This is a genomic window from Priestia sp. SB1, assembly GCF_038898415.1.
This window is the reverse complement of the sequence record NZ_JBBJSS010000006.1, coordinates 15,004-33,113: the sequence shown is the minus strand read 5'-3', so window position 1 is coordinate 33,113 and position 18,110 is coordinate 15,004. Positions and strand designations below refer to the sequence as shown.

Here is an 18,110-nt window from a genome sequence, read left to right as displayed (position 1 = left end):
TAGGATGAGCGTAGGTTTCCTGGATGTCGTTATGTTTCACTTTTTTGTTTTACATATGTATAAAGGTGGAAATAAAAAAGAAAAAGGAGAATACATATGCAAAAACAGCTAACAAAAGGAATCCTGTCCTTAGTCACTCTATGTATGATTGGAAGTGCGGCAGCTTGTTCAGGTGAACCAGCTAACAAGACAAAATCAGACAATCATAAAGCAGAGGAAAAACCAATTGAAGATCGTCAAGAATTGACAAAGCTACAGCAGTATTCCAATGACCCAGACATTAAAAAGGGGAAAGAAGAAGATTTTGACTTGATTGGTACGTTAAAAAAAGACGCTGAAAAAGAAATGACGCTGAGTATTGATGATCAACTTGTTAAAGTACCAAAGAGCTCTGGGATGGAAGTGGAAGGCTCACAGCTAAAAGATATGCTTAATAAAGAAGTAGAAGCTGAGATTGACGCAGCTACACAAGAAGCAATTAGTATTGAATTAACTCCAAAAGCAAAAGCAGATAAAGATGGCGTGTACGAACAAGATGGAAACGAACGTAAAGTTGTGGGTATTTTTATAGAAGAAAGTAACAAACATATAACGGTAAAAGTTCCGAACGGCAAAAAAACGTATCAAAAAAGCACTGACTTTGAAAAAGAAGAAAAAGGCAGTTTAAAAGAAAAGACGGTATACCTTGAAATCAACTCAGCTAACGAAGTAGAAAGTATAGAAAAAGAAGACCGTGAATAAATAAAGCTACAGTTCTTCTTTCCTTCCTTGCTCTCTTGACTTTTTGAACTGTGTCACTTAACGTTACAGTAGAGAAAGAAAAAAGGTGGTTTATGGAAGATGAACAGTGAATTTACCATTGCCGTGCACAGCTTAGTGTTCCTAGCAAATTTACCAGATCACCGAGCAAGCAGTGAATCGATTGCTTATAATATCTGTACCAATCCTGCACGGGTTCGGAAAACAATGAGTACACTCAGAAAAAACAACTTGGTTCGGACAAAAGAAGGGCTAGGCGGCGGTTATACTTTAGGCTGCAGCCCTGCTGAAATAAGTCTTGGGTTGATTTACCGAGTTATATCGACAGGAACGTTGAAGCCTCACTGGTGCAGCGGCGACCCTGACGCTGACTGTATTGTGAAATCAAACATTCAAACAGTGATGGACGACATTTTTACAGAGAGTGAGCAAAGCGTAATCAGGCATTTAGACCAAATTACGATCGAAGACGTGCTGAAAAAAGTTAGAACTGCTCACTAAGAAGCACCTTGCTTATGCAAGGTGCTTTTGTTATGACTCTTTAGAAGCGGCTGTTTCATTCACTGCTGCTTTTAAAGAGTCATTTACTTTTCTTCCATTCTCTAAATACTCAGTTTTGAAGCCGCTTTTTAAAGCCCATGTGTAGAAGAGAAGAGAAACAACAACAATAATTCCCATATCCCATCCGTATTTAATAACATTAAGGCCGCCAAACTTTTCGCTTCCAAGCCAGGAAATAGTCATCATACAAAGTAAGTATACAACCATCCATACGCCGCCTTTGAAGTTCTGTCGAAAACCTTTCCATTTAGCCTTTGCTTGATAATAAAAATAAATAGGAAGGCCGATTAAAATAATAAACAAAACTTGTCCAGTTAGCGGCCAGCGCGCCCAATATAAGGTTAAAGAGGCAAAAATAAAACCAAGCGGCGCAATGATGCTTAATCCCTTTAAACGAAGGGGACGATATAAATCGCTGCCAGTTCGTCTTAGCGTCATAACCGTAACAGGACCTGTAATGTAAGAGATAAGCGTAGCGACTGAAATAATTTCAGCAAGCACGCCCCAGCCCCGAAATAAAAACAAAAAGACAAGAGCAACAGCTAAGTTAAAAAACATGGCTTGACGCGGAACACCATAAATCGGATGAAGGCGTCCTAGGACACTTGGCAAATATTTATTTTGTTCCATACCATAAATCATTCGAGCAGTAGTAGCTGTATACGTAATACCTGTTCCAGATGGTGAAACAAACGCATCTGCATACAGGACAATGACAAGCCAGTTAATGTTAAGGGCAATGGCTAAATCTGCAAACGGAGAGTTAAAGTTTAAATGACTCCATCCCTTCGCAATATCAGAAGGATTTACTGCCCCGATAAATGCAATTTGTAGAAGCAAATAAATGACTGTAGCAACTAAAATTGAGCCTACTACCGCAATCGGAATAGAGCGGCCCGGATTTTTCGCTTCTCCCGCCATATTAATAGGGCTTTGAAAACCGTTAAAAGCAAACACAATCCCAGACGTAGCAACTGCTGTAAGCACGCTAGCCCAGCCGTTTGGTGCGATGCTGCTTCCAGAAGTGAAGTTCTCGCCGTGAAAGCCTACAAATAAAAGTGCTCCGATTGTAAGTCCTGGTATAACAATTTTAAAAATAGTAATTAACGAGTTGGCTTTGGAAAATAGTCCAACTGTCCAATAATTCAGTAAAAAGTAAATAATCAATAGCACAGTAGCGATAGCTAATCCTTCGCCAGTTAACGTTCCTTTTTCTACGAGGTGGCTTGTCCACTGTGCCCACTTCCAAGGCCACGAACTCATATACTGTACAGAAGCTACTGCTTCGACTGGAATAACGGATACAATCGCAATCCAGTTTGCCCAAGCAGCAATAAAACCAATAAACGAACCGTGTGAGTACTGCGTATACTTGACCATCCCGCCGGCTTCGGGAAACATGGATCCTAATTCACTGTAAGAAAGTGCAATAAATAAAATAACGACCATTCCAATGACCCATGATAAAATAGCTGCCGGCCCTGCAATTTGAGCTGCTCGCCACGCTCCAAATAACCAGCCGGAACCAATAATTGATCCAAGTCCCGTCATGGTTAACGCGAATGTTCCCATTCTTCGATGTAAATTGTTCATCTGACTAACACCTTTCATGTAAAATAAGTCTTTCGTTTAAACGTTGTTGCTTTATTATTATTATTCTGAAATCTTTCGCTGTCAACTTTTGTCGTTACATGCAGTTCTTACTACCTATTAATTTCCAGTTATGCAGGACAGCTATCCTCAACCTTTCTGTCATAGCAATTAAAGCGCTTTACTTTCTTTTTCATCCTACAGGAAACCCTACAGAAATAGATAAAAACCGACAAAAAGTTATCAAGTTCGTATCTTATGCACTAGCAATATGAAAAAATTAGGGGATAAGTGGTAGTTATATTCCCTAAAATTGTGAAGAGAAAACACACTTCATAATAAAGCCCCTTTTGAATAGCGGAATAAATACCTTCAAAAGGGGTAAGAATTGGCTTTTTGAGCCTTTATCTTTCTTGATGTTTATACTCGAGTAATTTTACGACGTTTTCTACATCATTTTCAGCAGAAAGGTCGTTGATATTCACTTTGTAAATAAGCGTATCCGTTGCAAAGAATTCATCTTCTCCCTCAGGTTTTACTTTCAAGTTTAAGATTTTTACCCGCACAATATGAGTGAACTTACCGCCTTTACCTGGCTGTATTTCACCCATTTGTATTCCGATATCATCTTTTTTAATCGGGCGAACTTTTACTTTTTTATGCTGTTTACCGTACACCTTCTCATAATGAGAAGTAATATCTTGATGTACCCAAGGTTCAAGAGATTGATAAATAAAATCTTTTACAACAGGCTGACTTACGTGTGATTCTATATTTTCTTCTGGTATATTTTCTTCTGCGGAAATGGAAAGCGTAAAACAAAAAAAGACAAAGGCTGCTAAAAACAAAAATTTTCCCACGAAAAAACCCACCTTACCTGTTCGTTTATGTAGCTGATTTTCTAGATCTGCATCTTTATCTTTTGAACAAAGGCATGAAGGTATGCACAGTTTTTTGTGAAATTCACCTGATTAAAAACCAATTTCGTTTAAATAAAATATGTTCTAAATAATTGATTGAAAATTCAAACGCGGTTTACGTACAAAAATAGCCAAGTGCGCCTTTACATAGGGACACTTGGCTATTTTCCTGAATATTTTATGCTGCTGTTTTCTTATTGCCCTTGAAAATAAAATAAAGAGCTAATAACATAAATGCTACACCAATCCAGCGGGATAGATCAAAGGGTACTTCTTTGCTTCCAAACCAGCCAAAATGGTCGATAATCATACTTGCAAATAACTGACCGATAACAGTTGAAATATTAGCTGCTGTTACGCCAATTTTAGGAACGGCTAAAACGGTTAGAAACAAATAAGATGCTCCGAATAAAGCGCAAGTAAGCTGCCATTTAGGGACATCAAAAACAGAGAGAATGTTTCCTTGTCCAAAGAAGACCACGACAATCGTTAAAATCATGGCACCTGTTGCAAAGGTTAAAAAAGCTGTTTCAAACGTACCTGTTTTTTTACTTAAAGTACCGTTAATAGAAGATTGAGCGCTTAGCGTTAATCCTCCTATTAAGGTAAGTATTACCATTAATAAACTCATCGTAAAACCCTCCTAGAAAATAAGTACAAGCGCAATTCCCATACATACAATAGCCATTACGCGTTCTTTGTTAATTTTAATTTTGCTGCTGCCAAGCCAACCAAAATGCTCAATGATCATGCTTGTAATCATTTGGCCCACAATAACCGCAACCATTGAAACACCAATTCCGATAAAGGGGATACTAATCACTAGAATCGTTAAATAAACCGTACCTAATAATCCACCGGTTAAATTCCACTTAGGCGCTTTTAAGACGTAAGGTAGATCTCCCTTTCCAGCAAATAAAGTGGTCAGACCTAAAATGAGCGTTCCCATGATAAAAATATAATAACTGCTTTCAAGTTTTCCAACTGTTTTTCCGAGTTCTCCGGCAATGGCGCCTTCCATACTTAAAGCAGCGCCGCCTAAAACCGCAACTAAATAAACCAACAACTTCACGTTTATCACTCCAATATTTCTTTATATTTGTATATCTAGAAAAATAGATATAATGAGTGAAAAAAACTCGTTAAAGTTTTTTTCGTAAGAATGAAGAAAGCTCTTGAAGCGTTTCTTCATTTCGGCGATAGTATGTCCATTGACCGTGCCGAATTGACTCTAACAAACCTGCTTTTTGCATCATGGAAAGATAGCTGGATACTGTTGACTGAGACAGCTGAGCTTTTTCCTGAATATCTCCCACGCAAACACCGCCTCTGCTGCTGACCTCCTTAGGCAAATGTGCTTGTTTGTCTTTAAAATGCTTTTCAGGTTCTTTTAACCACTCTAATATATTTAATCGAGTTTCATTAGATAATGCTTTAAAGATATCAATAGGTTTCATACTTATTATTTTATTCGTCACAGCTCAGATGTCAAATGTTCAAGTTTGCATTTTATAGCTAAATAACTAGCAATGGGTTGAATTATAACAGCTGTGAACAAAAAGTCAACTTATAATAGGGTATAAAGAAGAACGTTTTACCCAGCTATTTTTCTACTTATATAAGTAGAAAGCATCTTATTTTTTTGAGCAGAACAGATGACATATTCCTTATTTTTCAAGGAGTAGTTTAGTAAAATAGAAAAAAGTGAATAACAAAAGAAGCTAGTCTATTTACTCAGGGGGAGGGCTGCATATGCAAGGGAAAACAAAACAAGTGCGCTTTCGTAATATGGTAGCGTATGGATTTGGGGATTTGTTTGGCGGAGGATCCTTTTTTATTATCGGCACATTATTTATGGTTTTTTTAACGGATGTAGTCGGGCTTTCTCCTGTAGAAGCAGGAACGATTGTAGCTCTTGGAAAAGTGTGGGATGCTTTATTAGATCCAACCATTGGGTACATATCTGATCATCTTCAGACAAAAAAAGGACGAAGAAGAGTCTTTTTTCTTTTTGGAATCATTCCAGTTGCCATCACGTTCAGTATGCTGTGGATTCCTATTGAAGGCTCACATATGTTTAAATACACCTATTTTATTTTAGCCTATCTTTTATTTAATACCGCGTTTGGTATGGTCATGGTTCCTTACAATACGCTAGCAGCAGAAATGACGACAGATTATAGTACTCGTTCGAAAATGACGGGAATACGCATGGTCTTTTCACAAGGCGCTTCATTTTTAGGTGCTTTTTTCCCGAAACGAATCATTGATGCATTTCCAGGCGGACAAGGATATTTAATCATGGGCATTATCTTTGGACTTCTTTTTGCTCTTCCATGGATTTTTGTTTACAAGGGAACATGGGATAGCGGAGAAGTAGTGGAACGAAAAAAGAAAAACGGATTTTGGTTAGAATTTAAGCAGCTGTTTATCAGTTTTGGAAGTGCCTTTAAAAACAAGTCGTTTAACGTGTACCTTGCCATGTATTTAGCATCTTACATTGCAATGGATGTATTTAATGCTCTTTTCTTTTATTTTATTGCCTATTACATGCTGCGCGAAGCGATTTATGCAGATACCCTGAGCTTTGTGCAAATTACACAAGTGCTATTTATTCCTCTTGTTACGTACATAGCCATTAAGTTAGGAAATAAATTAACCTATAACTTCAGCATGGTCATTTGGGGAACGGGCATTATTTTATTCAGTTTCCTAACAACAGATAGCTCGTTAGTTCTTATTTACTTAGCGGCATTTTTTTTAGGAAGCGGTCATTCGGGAGCGATCATGATTCCATGGAATGTACTGCCGTTTGTATCAGATGTAGATGAGATGATTACGACAAAAAGACGAGAAGGCGTGTATGCAGGGCTGATGTCATTTATTCGAAAATCGTCTCAGGCGCTTGCGATTTTTCTTGTTGGTATTGCCTTAAAGAATATTGGCTATGTACCAAATGCCGAGCAGTCAGCGTCTACGCTAGCCGGCTTACAAAAGCTGTTCATGATTGTACCTGCTATTTTAATTCTCATGGGAATTATAGCAACCATATGGTTTAAAATAAGTCCGAAAAATCACAAAATTTTATTAGCTGAAATTGAAAGAAGAAAAAAGGGGGGCCCGGCGACCGCCGTTACTCCTGAAGCGAAAGCGGTTTGTGAAAGTTTAACGGGCTATAAATACGAACAGCTTTGGAAAGACGTAACCATTTCAAAAGAAATTCGAGATAAAACGGTTGTTTAGCCTTTAGATTCACGAAAAAAAGTAAAATTTTTAGCGCGGGGATTCGCTAATTATATCCAATAAGAAACTTCCTCTGACGTATTGCCTTTTAACAACAATAGAAATTCTCCTGCCTATCGACTCATTTTTTAGGTGAATTTTAGAAAGGAAGAATTTCTTGCCATTAAAGATGTGCAATTTGGCACGTCTTGATAGGGTGGATTGTACGATTTATAATGAAACTATAAACTAACCACAGGCGCTTTCAAGGCGCAGGTATAAATTAGAAAAAAGGAAGGTACAGTTTATGCCAATTCGATATGTTTGTCCACAATGCCAAGGAGCCGGTAAGAAATTTGGATTGATAAAGTGCAAAGTGTGCAACGGCGAAGGAAACATCATCATGTCTTCTAATGAGCCAGATCCAACTAAAAATAAAAAATTAAAATCATCTTCTAAACAAGATAAAGCAATGTAGGCTATTGCTAATAAAGGTATGTATGAACCCCGCTTTTCTACAAAAAAGCGGGGTTTTCTGCTAGACAGACGAACGCTTTTCTTATGATACAATAAAATAAAAGTCGCTAAAATAATAGATAGGGAACCGAAAGAAGAGGGAAATAGATGGAATACACCGCAAAACAATTTACGCCGCAGTTAGAAAAGCATATACATAAGGTTGAAAGGTCTATGCAAGAACTTCTCAAATCCATATATGAACAATATAAAGAAGCTTTTGAAAAAAAGGGGATGGAGATCTCTGTAGATGTGATCCGTGAAGGGGAAAATCCTTTTCACCCTGGTTATCACGCCACTATTCAAGTGGGTATTTTAGAAAAAGATGAGTTTTTAGATGGTCTTTTTATTCCTATCTGGCACTGTGTACGCACATTTTTGGGCATTCGTTCTTCGAAGAAGCTCCCAGGCAGCAAGATAACCGGAGAGCTGATGGAAGAAACAGAAGAGGAAATAATAAAAGAAGTAGTAGCCTATTTAGACATGCAGCTAGAAGATTAGAAGCAACCTGCTTCTAATCTTCTTTAAATTGAAGAAGGTGCAGTTTCTTTTTCAATTTGTCTTTTAGCACGAATAAAGGCCGTCAGCTGCTGAATTTCTTCTTGAGATAGTTCCGCACCGTCGACCGTAATTCTATGAGTCTGAGGCGATGTTAATTCGATGGGTGCATCTGAAGGAGAATGAGGTTCCTTTTCCTTACCTAGCAAATAGTCTGTTGATGTATCAAATAGTTCTGCGATTGTAACGAGTGCTTCAAGAGAAGGACGACGATAGCCAGATTCGTATCCTGCGTAGGTGCTTTTAGCAATTTCAAGCTGGTCAGCTGTATATTGAAGAGACCATTTTTTTTCTTTCCTGAGTTGAGCTAATCTGCTTAACATTCATGACGCTCCTTTGTAGGTGTAGTATGTAAAAAACCGAGGCATTCAGCTCGCGCGCAGATCTTTGGAATCAAACCGTGAGCCAATTTACATTTTTATTCATTATATCATTGCCGTAGAGAAAAGTGTACGCGAAACGAATAATTTTTCTCTTGATTTATTGAATTTGGGTTACTATAATTACAGGTGAAGTACGCGAAATGAATATAATTTATTTGATAGATTGTCAGGTTTTTTTACAGAAATTAAGCAAAGGGGATGTCGGTTTTGAAAAAACTATTATTGTTATCAACTGGCGGAACGGTCGCTTCACTTGAAGGTGAAAATGGACTTGTTCCTGGAATGGAGCCAGATCAATTACTAAGCTACATACCTGATTTAAATGAACATTGTCAAATTGACAGCAAATCTCTTATGAATCTTGATAGTACAAATATGCAGCCTGAATGTTGGATAGAGATGGCAAAAGCGATTGAAGAGCATTATAATGAATACGATGGTTTTGTTATTACCCATGGAACAGATACAATGGCCTACACATCGGCAGCTCTTTCTTACATGCTTCAGCATTCTAAAAAACCAATTGCGATTACAGGATCTCAAATTCCTATTTCATTTAGTAAAACGGACGCGAAGCGCAATATTGCAGATGCGATTCGCTTTGCATGTGAGGAAACAGGCGGAGTCTATGTAGTCTTTGACGGTCGTGTGATTCAAGGCACAAGAGCAATTAAGCTTCGTACAAAAAGTTATGATGCATTTGAAAGCATTAACTATCCATACGTGGCGTCTATCCATGATAATACGGTGGAATATACAAAATCGGTTGGCTCTAGTAAAGAAGAGTTGACGGTTAATACATCTCTTTGTACGGATGTGGCAGTTGTCAAACTGTTTCCCGGCATTAAGCCTGAATTTTTCGATGGATTAAAAGATGTATATCAAGGCGTTGTTGTTGAAAGCTATGGAAGTGGAGGAATTCCATTTCAAGTTCGCAATATTTTAGCCAAGCTTATTGAATTGACAAATCACGGTGTATCCGTTGTCATTACTACTCAGTGCCTTGAAGAAGGAGAAGACATGGGCATTTATGAAGTAGGCCGAATGATTAATCATGACAGCGTCGTTCGCTCAAAAAACATGAACACAGAAGCCATTGTTCCTAAATTAATGTGGGTGCTCGGACAAACCAAAGACCCTCACCAAGTGAAAAAGATGATGGAAACGTCGATTGCAGAAGATATTAATTAAAAAAGAAAGCAGGTACAGCTATGAAACAAGAAACAGCAGGATATCGTACAGAAGCTGATTTTCTAGGAGAAAAACAAATTCCAGCAGACGTATACTACGGTGTACAAACCGCACGTGCCGTAGAAAATTTCCCGATTACGGGTTATAAAGTACATGAAGAAATGATTAAAGCGCTTGCTATCGTAAAAAAAGCGGCAGCGCTTGCAAATATGGACACGAAGCGCTTGTATGAAGGTATTGGAAATGCGATTGTGCAAGCAGCTGATGAAATCTTAGCAGGTCAGTGGCATGAATACTTTATTGTGGATCCTATTCAAGGCGGAGCAGGAACGTCAATGAATATGAATGCTAATGAAGTGATTGCAAACCGTGCCCTTGAAATTATGGGAGACAATAAAGGCGAATACGGTAAATTAAGTCCTAACAGCCATGTGAATATGTCTCAGTCAACAAATGATGTATTTCCAACGGCTATCCATATTTCAACGCTGAACTTATTAAATAAACTTCTTGTTACAATGAATGATATGCATGATGTATTTAAACGAAAAGCGCAAGAATTTGATCATGTGATTAAAATGGGCCGTACGCATCTTCAAGATGCTGTACCCGTTCGTCTTGGTCAAGAGTTTGAAGCATACAGCCGCGTGTTAGCGCGCGACATTAAGCGTATCAGCGCAACGCGTGACCACTTGCATGAAGTAAATATGGGGGCGACAGCTGTTGGAACAGGTTTAAATGCAGATCCTCGCTATATTGAAAATGTAGTCAAACACTTAGCTGATATCAGCGGTCTGCCGCTTGTGCATGCAGAGCATTTAGTGGACGCTACTCAAAATACAGATGCTTATACAGAAGTATCTGCAGCGCTTAAAATCTGTATGACGAATATGTCTAAAATTGCCAATGACCTGCGTTTAATGGCATCAGGTCCTCGTGCAGGTCTAGGAGAAATCAGCCTTCCTGCTCGTCAGCCTGGTTCTTCAATCATGCCAGGAAAAGTAAACCCGGTTATGGCTGAATTAATCAATCAAATTGCGTTTCAAGTAATGGGAAATGACCAAACGATCTCTCTTGCTTCAGAAGCAGGTCAGATGGAGCTTAACGTTATGGAACCTGTGCTTGTATTTAACTTGCTTCAATCAATCAGCATCATGAACAACGGTTTCAGAAGCTTTACGGATCACTGTTTAGCAGGTATTGAAGCAAACGAAACGCGCATGAAAGAATATGTAGAAAAAAGCGTAGGGATTATTACAGCTGTTAACCCTCACTTAGGCTATGAAGTCGTATCGCGTATTGCGCGTGAAGCGATTTTAACAGGAAAACCAATTCGTGAGCTTTGCCTTCAATACGATGTGTTAACAGAAGAGGAATTAGATCTCATTTTAAATCCATTTGAAATGACGAACCCTGGTATTGCAGGAAGTTCATTATTTGATCGTCAATAAAGAGAACGGCTTCCATAAGGAGGCCGTTTTTTTTATAAAGACATTTGCTGAATGACGCGGCGCATTTTCTGAGCTGTTGCAGCCAAGACGTCATCATTTTCAGCATATTCGGGAATTTGCGTATAAAAATCTCCGAAACACTCCTCTTTATATCTCGGAACGATGTGCATGTGAAAATGAGTTAACTCGTTAAACATACCCCCGTTTTGAGAGAGAGTAACTCCGTCTGGAATAAAAAGCGTCTTAACTGCTTTTGTCATTAGCTTCGCTGCATTCATCACGGCCAATATGTGTTCAGTATCGAATTCGTCGATTTCCACTATATGTGCTTTAGGAAGAATTAAGAGGTGTCCTTCGTTAAACGGCTTGTGGTCTAGCAGGCATGTCACAAACGAATCTTCAAATATCATATGCGATTTCTCCTGGTTATTTGCTAATCGACACCCTAAGCAATCTATACTTGATTCCCCATCATATGTTCTCTCCTTTTTTAAGATAACTAAAGTGTAGCATGAGAAGTATGAGCAGGAATAGATTGAAATATACACAGTTGTTTTTTCGCTTAGTAAAGAGAGCCCGGGTATATGACCTGGGCTCTTTGGTTCGTTCTTTTTATTTATAGGCTTTGCTTCTTTATCTAAAATTTACCATGGTTTTAATTGTAAAATAAATATCTTTACAGTATAATGACAGTGTAACAGTTAACTGTAACTGAAAAGGGGGGATTGTTTGAAAACATATACAGGCAAGCAAATTACGGAATTATTAAACAATGAAGGTGCGGACTTGAACCTGCGTACGGTGCGGTATTACACGCAAATAGAAATTGTTCCTCCGCTGGAGCTAGTGGGAAATAAGCGCGTCTATACAGATCAGCATGTTCATTACTTTCGAGCCGCTTTAACATTATCAAAAGCAGGGGAGTCACTAGCTTCCATTCAAGAAACGCTGCGTTCAATGAGTGTGGAAGAAGTGAAAAGTATAGGTGCGCAGCTCCCTCTTTACCAAAGCAAACAAATTCAAAATCAAGAAATGCATCAAGTCAATGAAGATGTGTTTGTCGCTATGAATCGGAATTTATCAGCAGACGTACGGCAAAAAGTAATTGAGTCTGTTACTCAGATTTTAAAGGATCATTCATCGCATGATTAAATTAGCCATAGCAAAATCAGTAATGGAAAAAGAAGAAGGAATGAACCACCTATGTATTACATTTGAACGATCGCAAATAAAAGTTAAAAACATCACGATTGATATTCAGCTGCCCGAAGGTTTGTTCAAAACAAGAAACTTAAATGGGTACTGTGAAAACCCACAAGGACAAATCGAAGTAAAACATATTGACGATGAACCTTTATTAATAGAGCTCTACACGGAAGAGACCGTTTTATATCCACAGGCAGAGATTGCAGTTGCGGTGACTTACCGAGATGAACACTTGCATATACAGCAAGAAAGACATTCTCTAATGATTAAATTTACCGATGAAGATTTGATAGGGGATTCATTTTTAAATCAAGAAGTCAGTGCAAAAGTAAAAAAATTTGCTCGTATTAATTCAGTGGAAAGAGGCGGTCACATGAACTTAACTCCCTATGTAGTAGAACAAACAAGTAAAGGAGAGCGTGCCTATGACATTTATTCAAGGCTGTTGCTCGACCGAGTGATTATGCTCACAGGTGAAGTTACGGATGAGGTGGCTACTAGCATTATCGCTCAGCTTTTATTTTTAGATGCAGAAAACCCAGAAAAAGATATTAGCATTTATATTAATTCACCAGGAGGGTCCATTACAGCGGGCATGGCTATTTTTGATACGATGCAGCTTATACGTGCAGATGTAAGTACATTGTGTATAGGGCTAGCAGCATCTATGGGTTCAGTTTTACTAGCGGGCGGTCAAAAAGGGAAACGTTTTGCTCTTCCTAACAGCGAAGTGATGATTCATCAGCCGCTAGGAGGAGCAAAAGGACAAGCAGCTGAAATTGAAATTCGAGCGAAGCGTATTTTGCGCTTAAAAGACCACCTGAATGAACTTCTGTCTGAACGAACAGGACAATCGCTGTCAACGATTAATAAAGACACTGATCGAGATACATTCTTTACAGCGGATGAAGCAAAAGAATATGGCTTGATTGATCAAATTTTAGTTCATCAATAAGGAGGATACCATGTGGAAAAGTCAAATCGTTATTCAGTAGAATATGAATGGGGAAACGTGATTTATTACCAAGAAGTAGAAGCAATGACGATACACGAAGCAAAAGAATACGTTCAACATACAAAAGTAAACGCCGCTATTCGCGCTGTTCATGTCATAGAAGATGTCGAATCGTAACGAAAAACTGGATCCTTTCGGGGATTCAGTTTTTTTGAGCAAATGAAGCAGGGATTTATAGGAAGAAAAGAGAATGCAAAAAGAGATTTAAAAACGAGCAGCTGGTAGCATCATTCAGCAAGAACATCTCATTTCAATTACAAAAAGAAAGGTAGATGTAAATGAAAAAAGTATGGTCTGGATTAGTAGTTCTCATTGCTATTTGTTGGGTGATAACAGGATGTCAGCAAAGCAGTGCTTCAAGCGGTACTGTTGAACAAAAGCTCGTAATCGAAAAATACATAGCCGATAATCAATATGGCCATGCGGTTAAAATGAAAGACCAAAATCAAGTGCAGAAAGTGCAGCAGTGGTTAAAAGATGTATCCTGGAGAGAAGAAAAAGCTGAAATGATTCGAAAACCTAACTACATTCTTCACTTTGAACCGGTAGAAACCAAAAAGGATATAAAGGTACAATCTTATCGGATGTGGGTCAACTTAGACAACGAAACCGTTGAATTAGCTACAGATACACACTACGCACAGTTAAAGGGCAAACAAGCAAGATCATTTATTGAATTAGTAGAGCCGAAATAGAAAGCAGCTATAAAACAATGTCTAATAAAAGCTAAAACTGCACCAGTTCATATTGAAGCTGTCTTCACCGATATGCTTGAAGATCTCGAAGGGACAGAGCTACTCATTACTAACGCGCTTGATATGAGGGTGTAGAAATATTAAATGTCAGAGGTGACAAGCAGCAATTATTAAATGTAGCCATAAAGAATTACACTTACAGGTAGGTCTATTATTAAAACATTTTGCTATAAGAAGTAAGGGAAAAAGAGAAATCAAGACGCTGATTTCTCTTTTTTATTTAGGCGTGTCGATGATTATTATTTCCGCGCATTTTGCGTAAAACAAAACTCACAATTAAAACTAAAATAACAGCACCAATAATTGCAGGGACAATTGCGAATCCGCCGATCTCTGGACCGAAATCTCCAAAAATTAGAGAGCCTAACCATGCTCCAATGAACCCAGCGATGATGTTTCCGATAATTCCACCTGGAACATCTCGTCCTGTTAACACACCGGCAAGCCAGCCGATAAGTCCTCCAACAATAAGCATCCAAATAAATGACATATACCTAACCTCCTTTTTATAGGGAATTCCTTTTCAGTCTTTCCTAAAACACATTTTGTCATGCGACATGCTTGCTGCAAACCCTTTTACATTTTTTCATCTATTTATCATATATGCTAAGATAGCCCAACATTAAATTGAAGAGTTATGTATGAGAATTCACCGTGAAAGTAACGATAAAATAAAGGAAAGAAGTTCAGCTTATGTACGTTTTAGACTCAATTTAGCTCATTCTATTCGCAAAAGGGGACATCCGGTTCATTTTTAAAAGCTTTTTCCTTTAGTTTTACTTTTTTTAACGGTATATGTGATATCATTTTAAGTAAACAAATTCTTAACGGGAGAACAATATGGAGTCATTATTATTAGATAAAAAGCTTAAACACATTACGAATTTAATTCTAGAAAAAAAAGAAGAGTTCTCAAAACAAAAACAAGATGAAGACAAAGATATTCAACAACAGTTAGAACCGTGGCGCGTTCATTTAATTAAAATATACGCTGATTCTGTATCAACAAATGATACAAAAAACTTTGAAGTGCTTGAGGAATGGGGAAGAGAAGTAGCGAATTTACTCGTTACCCTTCAGCTTCCGTTAGATGTAGCATTAGAAGAAATTAGCTATTACCGAAATATTATCGGAGAAATTATTAAAGAAGAAGCAAAAGCTGAAACGTTTACGTTTGATGCCTTCTATCAAGTTATTTCTCGTTTCAACGTAGTAGTGGATAAGGCCGTGCACTGGGTTAGTAAATCGTATATGACCGACTTTGCAAACAAAATCCAATCCGCGCGCTATGCAATTGATGAACTATCAATTCCTGTAGTACGCATTACGAAAGAAATTGGCGTGATTCCTCTTGTTGGGGATTTAGATACAAATCGTGCTCAAATTTTAATGGAAAATGCGCTACAGCACGGCAGTGACTATAAGCTAAATTGGTTGATTATTGATTTGTACGCCGTTCCAATTATTGATACGATGGTAGCGGACCAAATTTTTAAAGTAATTGGTGCTTTAAAATTATTAGGCATTCAAGTAGTTTTAAGCGGTATCCGTGCTGAAATTGCTCAGACGATGGTGAACTTAGGGTTAGATTTGGCTGATATTACAACTTTCAGTAGCCTTCACCAAGCAGTGGAATATGTTAATCAAGCGGACTAATATAAAACAAAAGCCCATGATATGGTTACATACTCATGGGCTTCTATTGATAGAAGAAAATTTGAAGTTTATTTAATAAAGCATCTAATGATTGACTAACTTGAAGTGTGTTAGGACTTGTCATTCCTTCACGGACAGCCGTTTGAATCATTAACGTTCGTGTCTGTTCGATTTCTTCTATTAGTATTTGGTACATAGATTTGTCTTTTTGATGGGTTGAAAGCAGCATGTTGATTCCTCTTTTTTTATAGTGATTATGGTTAAATTAACATTAATAGGTTTATTTTTCAATATTATGAAATTAAAAATAGTAAATTTTAAGAATTTTTCATATAAAAAAAGAACCTCTTTTTCAACAGAGGTTCTTTTTCTAATATAATAATTCATTATGCATGTTTATGACTACCACGCATTTTTCTCATGATGAAACTTACGATTAACACTAAAATGATTGATCCGATAATAGCAGGAATAATAGCAAATCCACCTACAACTGGTCCGAAGCTTCCAAAGATAGCTGAACCTAACCAAGAACCGATGAAACCGGCAATAATGTTACCAATAATACCTCCTGGAACGTCTCTTCCCGTAATTAATCCGGCAAGCCACCCAATAATACCACCTACAATAAGTGCCCATAAAAATGACATAAATATCATCCTCCTTTTTAATGATGTATTGCTTATATAGGTTAGTACCCCACTTAAAAGAAAACTATTCATAGAATAACAAAAAAAATAAAAAAAACTTGGAAAAGGACTTAAGAACTGGGATAGAGTCATAGAAAATAGACTAACTAGTATATAATAGAAAAAGGAACATAGTTTAGAAGAGAAAGGAGACATGAAGTGAAAATAAAAAATCAAAGCGATATAGTAGAACAACACTTGATTCAGCACTGGATGTATTTTCAGCATACGAAGAAATCTGTGAAGGTGGATACACCAGAAATGAAATGGATTTCTGCATCTCCTTATAATCGCGGCATATATGCAGGAACCCGTCATATTGAGACTGCGTTAGGGATGTGCTCTTCGGAAGGGGAAGAACCTCTATGGATTGTTGGTCCATCTTCATATGATAACCTTGGGCCAGTTCTTCATAAAAATGGATTTGTTCCTTATGAAAAATGGATCGGAATGATTCAGCACATTCAAGAAAAAGAATACGTACACACAGGAGTAGAAGGGTTTCAATGTAAGCGAGTGCACACAGAAGCTGAATTGAAAGAATGGATAACGGTATACATAGACGGCTATCAAAAACCAAAAGAATATCAAGCTGACTTTCTTGAAAGGTTTAGGGAGCTTATGCAGCACACTGACCAATATCACTTATATTTGGGTCTTTATCACAACCGGCCAGCTGTAGCTGGGTCTCTCTTTTTTTATGACGGTACAGCGGGTTTGTACTGTATCACTACAGCTAGACATATGAGGAGAAAAGGCCTGGCTACCGCCTATTTGAAGGAAGTTCTTACTGAAGCAAAAAAACAGGCAGATACGTGTATTTTGCATGCTACAAGTGCAGGAAAGCCAGCCTATGAAAAACTTGGTTTTACAGCGGTTAACGAATTTGATGTATACAGATGGAGAAATAGAGATGGAAAATAATGTGCTGAAGCTTGTGAAACAAGAGACAAAATTCGACAAAATTTTAAAAAAGTGTAGCTTCCACTTCGTTTTTGGTGTATCCTAGGAAAAAGCAGCAGCATGAGCTAGTGTTGTACATAGAACACAGATAAAAGGAGTCATTATGAAACATTTTTTTAAAACGAGCACGTTTTGGATAGGTTTAGTTGTCGGAATCGCGCTCACATTTGGGGGATATTTTACTGTTACTAGTATTTATGATTATTATTTAGGACGAGAACAGCTGAAAGTATTGACTGCCTCTCAGAAAAACCTTCAAACTGCTTTTAAAGAGTATAATCAGCTTATGGCCGAAAAAAAACCCAAAAAGCAATTTATCAATGAACTCGATGATATTTCAAATACGATAAACTATGAATATAATGAATTAGCTTCCCTTGATCCTACGATGAAAACGATGTATAAGCATACGGGCGTCATCGATGATATGGAACTGATGATTGATAATATCGATAGCATTTATGAATTAACGATGAATGATCACAAAGACGCAACAAAACCGCTTCAAACCTACGTATCTGATTTAATGGAATATGTAGAAAAAGATATGAAAAAAGAAATAAGCATGCTAAGTAAATAGAAAAAAACAGCTGTCTAAACAAATAGGCAGCTGTTTTTTTGTTGATTATAAAAGGAATCTTTTGGTTGCAGGCGAAAGAGTATACTATGCACCCA

24 protein-coding genes are annotated in these 18,110 nt (G+C 37.7%); 14 read left to right on the top strand and 10 right to left on the bottom strand.

Annotation, left to right across the window (positions count from 1 at the left end):
• Positions 1 to 96: 96 nt before the first annotated feature.
• Both WKH56_RS21745 and WKH56_RS21740 read left to right on the top strand, forming a co-directional pair.
• Positions 97 to 741, top strand: a complete 645-nt coding sequence (locus WKH56_RS21745; RefSeq protein ID WP_033580581.1) for a hypothetical protein — start codon at positions 97 to 99, stop codon at positions 739 to 741.
• A gap of 99 nt (positions 742 to 840) precedes the next feature.
• Entirely contained in the window at positions 841 to 1,260 is a 420-nt protein-coding gene (locus WKH56_RS21740) for an Rrf2 family transcriptional regulator (protein WP_028414393.1), read from the top strand.
• A 30-nt stretch (positions 1,261 to 1,290) separates the two neighbouring features.
• Here the strand turns inward: WKH56_RS21740 and WKH56_RS21735 are convergent, their stop codons facing one another.
• From WKH56_RS21735 to WKH56_RS21715, 5 genes are all read right to left on the bottom strand, one after another.
• The gene (locus WKH56_RS21735; RefSeq protein WP_168760991.1) at positions 1,291 to 2,913 is read right to left on the bottom strand and encodes an APC family permease; all 1,623 of its coding nucleotides are present in this window, start codon (positions 2,911 to 2,913) and stop codon (positions 1,291 to 1,293) included.
• Between the two features lie 401 nt (positions 2,914 to 3,314).
• Positions 3,315 to 3,770, bottom strand: a complete 456-nt coding sequence (locus tag WKH56_RS21730; RefSeq protein WP_028414391.1) for a hypothetical protein — start codon at positions 3,768 to 3,770, stop codon at positions 3,315 to 3,317.
• 238 nt (positions 3,771 to 4,008) lie between these two features.
• Positions 4,009 to 4,461 carry a DMT family transporter gene (locus WKH56_RS21725; RefSeq protein ID WP_013057779.1) on the bottom strand — a complete coding sequence of 151 codons (453 nt, stop codon included), beginning with the start codon at positions 4,459 to 4,461 and terminating at the stop codon, positions 4,009 to 4,011.
• A 12-nt stretch (positions 4,462 to 4,473) separates the two neighbouring features.
• Positions 4,474 to 4,902, bottom strand: coding sequence for a DMT family transporter (locus WKH56_RS21720; RefSeq protein WP_028409192.1), 429 nt, complete (start codon positions 4,900 to 4,902; stop codon positions 4,474 to 4,476).
• A gap of 70 nt (positions 4,903 to 4,972) precedes the next feature.
• The gene (locus WKH56_RS21715; RefSeq protein WP_013083854.1) at positions 4,973 to 5,287 is read right to left on the bottom strand and encodes an ArsR/SmtB family transcription factor; all 315 of its coding nucleotides are present in this window, start codon (positions 5,285 to 5,287) and stop codon (positions 4,973 to 4,975) included.
• Positions 5,288 to 5,582: 295 nt separating this feature from the next.
• Here WKH56_RS21715 and WKH56_RS21710 point away from each other — a divergent pair, with 295 nt between their 5' ends.
• From WKH56_RS21710 to WKH56_RS21700, 3 genes are all read left to right on the top strand, one after another.
• Complete coding sequence (locus WKH56_RS21710) at positions 5,583 to 7,073, top strand: MFS transporter (protein WP_310883933.1); 1,491 nt, start codon at positions 5,583 to 5,585, stop codon at positions 7,071 to 7,073.
• A gap of 286 nt (positions 7,074 to 7,359) precedes the next feature.
• Positions 7,360 to 7,530 (top strand): hypothetical protein, encoded by a 171-nt coding sequence (locus WKH56_RS21705; protein ID WP_013083852.1) that lies wholly within the window; start codon positions 7,360 to 7,362, stop codon positions 7,528 to 7,530.
• A 146-nt stretch (positions 7,531 to 7,676) separates the two neighbouring features.
• On the top strand, positions 7,677 to 8,069 hold the full coding sequence (locus WKH56_RS21700) for a hypothetical protein (RefSeq protein WP_310883932.1): 393 nt from the start codon (positions 7,677 to 7,679) through the stop codon (positions 8,067 to 8,069).
• Positions 8,070 to 8,092: 23 nt separating this feature from the next.
• On the opposite strand, the gene WKH56_RS21695 is transcribed toward WKH56_RS21700, so the two are convergent.
• Entirely contained in the window at positions 8,093 to 8,449 is a 357-nt protein-coding gene (locus WKH56_RS21695; RefSeq protein WP_028414387.1) for a helix-turn-helix domain-containing protein, read from the bottom strand.
• A gap of 267 nt (positions 8,450 to 8,716) precedes the next feature.
• Here WKH56_RS21695 and WKH56_RS21690 point away from each other — a divergent pair, with 267 nt between their 5' ends.
• Together WKH56_RS21690 and aspA are read left to right on the top strand one after the other, a co-directional pair.
• Positions 8,717 to 9,700 (top strand): asparaginase, encoded by a 984-nt coding sequence (locus tag WKH56_RS21690; RefSeq protein WP_033580584.1) that lies wholly within the window; start codon positions 8,717 to 8,719, stop codon positions 9,698 to 9,700.
• Positions 9,701 to 9,720: 20 nt separating this feature from the next.
• Positions 9,721 to 11,151: an aspartate ammonia-lyase gene (aspA, locus tag WKH56_RS21685; RefSeq protein WP_014459383.1), complete on the top strand. Its 1,431-nt coding sequence runs from the start codon at positions 9,721 to 9,723 to the stop codon at positions 11,149 to 11,151.
• Positions 11,152 to 11,183: 32 nt separating this feature from the next.
• On the opposite strand, the gene WKH56_RS21680 is transcribed toward aspA, so the two are convergent.
• A complete protein-coding gene (locus WKH56_RS21680) occupies positions 11,184 to 11,609 on the bottom strand; it encodes an HIT family protein (protein WP_034270219.1) in 426 nt (141 codons plus the stop codon).
• A gap of 271 nt (positions 11,610 to 11,880) precedes the next feature.
• Here WKH56_RS21680 and WKH56_RS21675 point away from each other — a divergent pair, with 271 nt between their 5' ends.
• The 4 genes from WKH56_RS21675 (at position 11,881) to WKH56_RS21660 (ending at position 14,067) form a co-directional block, all read left to right on the top strand.
• Positions 11,881 to 12,303, top strand: a complete 423-nt coding sequence (locus WKH56_RS21675; RefSeq protein WP_034270210.1) for a MerR family transcriptional regulator — start codon at positions 11,881 to 11,883, stop codon at positions 12,301 to 12,303.
• Positions 12,304 to 12,730: 427 nt separating this feature from the next.
• On the top strand, positions 12,731 to 13,312 hold the full coding sequence (gene clpP, locus WKH56_RS21670; protein ID WP_028414383.1) for an ATP-dependent Clp endopeptidase proteolytic subunit ClpP: 582 nt from the start codon (positions 12,731 to 12,733) through the stop codon (positions 13,310 to 13,312).
• A gap of 12 nt (positions 13,313 to 13,324) precedes the next feature.
• Positions 13,325 to 13,489 (top strand): hypothetical protein, encoded by a 165-nt coding sequence (locus WKH56_RS21665; RefSeq protein WP_165573521.1) that lies wholly within the window; start codon positions 13,325 to 13,327, stop codon positions 13,487 to 13,489.
• Between the two features lie 161 nt (positions 13,490 to 13,650).
• Positions 13,651 to 14,067 carry a YhfM domain-containing protein gene (locus tag WKH56_RS21660; RefSeq protein ID WP_028414382.1) on the top strand — a complete coding sequence of 139 codons (417 nt, stop codon included), beginning with the start codon at positions 13,651 to 13,653 and terminating at the stop codon, positions 14,065 to 14,067.
• A gap of 280 nt (positions 14,068 to 14,347) precedes the next feature.
• Here WKH56_RS21660 and WKH56_RS21655 read toward each other — a convergent pair whose 3' ends face one another.
• Positions 14,348 to 14,617 carry a GlsB/YeaQ/YmgE family stress response membrane protein gene (locus tag WKH56_RS21655; RefSeq protein WP_043981471.1) on the bottom strand — a complete coding sequence of 90 codons (270 nt, stop codon included), beginning with the start codon at positions 14,615 to 14,617 and terminating at the stop codon, positions 14,348 to 14,350.
• Positions 14,618 to 14,967: 350 nt separating this feature from the next.
• Here WKH56_RS21655 and WKH56_RS21650 point away from each other — a divergent pair, with 350 nt between their 5' ends.
• Positions 14,968 to 15,783, top strand: a complete 816-nt coding sequence (locus tag WKH56_RS21650; protein ID WP_047750531.1) for an STAS domain-containing protein — start codon at positions 14,968 to 14,970, stop codon at positions 15,781 to 15,783.
• A 43-nt stretch (positions 15,784 to 15,826) separates the two neighbouring features.
• Here the strand turns inward: WKH56_RS21650 and WKH56_RS21645 are convergent, their stop codons facing one another.
• Positions 15,827 to 16,012, bottom strand: a complete 186-nt coding sequence (locus WKH56_RS21645; RefSeq protein ID WP_028414380.1) for an aspartyl-phosphate phosphatase Spo0E family protein — start codon at positions 16,010 to 16,012, stop codon at positions 15,827 to 15,829.
• A gap of 157 nt (positions 16,013 to 16,169) precedes the next feature.
• The gene (locus WKH56_RS21640; protein WP_013083841.1) at positions 16,170 to 16,433 is read right to left on the bottom strand and encodes a GlsB/YeaQ/YmgE family stress response membrane protein; all 264 of its coding nucleotides are present in this window, start codon (positions 16,431 to 16,433) and stop codon (positions 16,170 to 16,172) included.
• A gap of 198 nt (positions 16,434 to 16,631) precedes the next feature.
• Between WKH56_RS21640 and WKH56_RS21635 the strand changes: the two genes are divergently transcribed.
• Positions 16,632 to 17,396, top strand: coding sequence for a GNAT family N-acetyltransferase (locus tag WKH56_RS21635; protein WP_063247313.1), 765 nt, complete (start codon positions 16,632 to 16,634; stop codon positions 17,394 to 17,396).
• Between the two features lie 142 nt (positions 17,397 to 17,538).
• Positions 17,539 to 18,015 (top strand): hypothetical protein, encoded by a 477-nt coding sequence (locus WKH56_RS21630; protein ID WP_221832622.1) that lies wholly within the window; start codon positions 17,539 to 17,541, stop codon positions 18,013 to 18,015.
• Positions 18,016 to 18,110 lie beyond the last annotated feature (95 nt).

What these genes read in the sequence shown, in the direction of transcription:
- WKH56_RS21715 (WP_013083854.1), bottom strand. Translation starts at nt 5,287, where the DNA reads ATGAAACCTATTGATATCTTTAAAGCATTATCTAATGAAACTCGATTA.
- WKH56_RS21650 (WP_047750531.1), top strand. Translation starts at nt 14,968, where the DNA reads ATGGAGTCATTATTATTAGATAAAAAGCTTAAACACATTACGAATTTA.
- WKH56_RS21645 (WP_028414380.1), bottom strand. Translation starts at nt 16,012, where the DNA reads ATGCTGCTTTCAACCCATCAAAAAGACAAATCTATGTACCAAATACTA.
- WKH56_RS21710 (WP_310883933.1), top strand. Translation starts at nt 5,583, where the DNA reads ATGCAAGGGAAAACAAAACAAGTGCGCTTTCGTAATATGGTAGCGTAT.
- WKH56_RS21660 (WP_028414382.1), top strand. Translation starts at nt 13,651, where the DNA reads ATGAAAAAAGTATGGTCTGGATTAGTAGTTCTCATTGCTATTTGTTGG.
- WKH56_RS21740 (WP_028414393.1), top strand. Translation starts at nt 841, where the DNA reads ATGAACAGTGAATTTACCATTGCCGTGCACAGCTTAGTGTTCCTAGCA.
- WKH56_RS21655 (WP_043981471.1), bottom strand. Translation starts at nt 14,617, where the DNA reads ATGTCATTTATTTGGATGCTTATTGTTGGAGGACTTATCGGCTGGCTT.
- WKH56_RS21735 (WP_168760991.1), bottom strand. Translation starts at nt 2,913, where the DNA reads ATGAACAATTTACATCGAAGAATGGGAACATTCGCGTTAACCATGACG.
- WKH56_RS21700 (WP_310883932.1), top strand. Translation starts at nt 7,677, where the DNA reads ATGGAATACACCGCAAAACAATTTACGCCGCAGTTAGAAAAGCATATA.
- WKH56_RS21630 (WP_221832622.1), top strand. Translation starts at nt 17,539, where the DNA reads ATGAAACATTTTTTTAAAACGAGCACGTTTTGGATAGGTTTAGTTGTC.
- WKH56_RS21695 (WP_028414387.1), bottom strand. Translation starts at nt 8,449, where the DNA reads ATGTTAAGCAGATTAGCTCAACTCAGGAAAGAAAAAAAATGGTCTCTT.
- WKH56_RS21705 (WP_013083852.1), top strand. Translation starts at nt 7,360, where the DNA reads ATGCCAATTCGATATGTTTGTCCACAATGCCAAGGAGCCGGTAAGAAA.
- clpP (WP_028414383.1), top strand. Translation starts at nt 12,731, where the DNA reads ATGAACTTAACTCCCTATGTAGTAGAACAAACAAGTAAAGGAGAGCGT.
- WKH56_RS21745 (WP_033580581.1), top strand. Translation starts at nt 97, where the DNA reads ATGCAAAAACAGCTAACAAAAGGAATCCTGTCCTTAGTCACTCTATGT.
- WKH56_RS21640 (WP_013083841.1), bottom strand. Translation starts at nt 16,433, where the DNA reads ATGTCATTTTTATGGGCACTTATTGTAGGTGGTATTATTGGGTGGCTT.
- WKH56_RS21725 (WP_013057779.1), bottom strand. Translation starts at nt 4,461, where the DNA reads ATGAGTTTATTAATGGTAATACTTACCTTAATAGGAGGATTAACGCTA.
- aspA (WP_014459383.1), top strand. Translation starts at nt 9,721, where the DNA reads ATGAAACAAGAAACAGCAGGATATCGTACAGAAGCTGATTTTCTAGGA.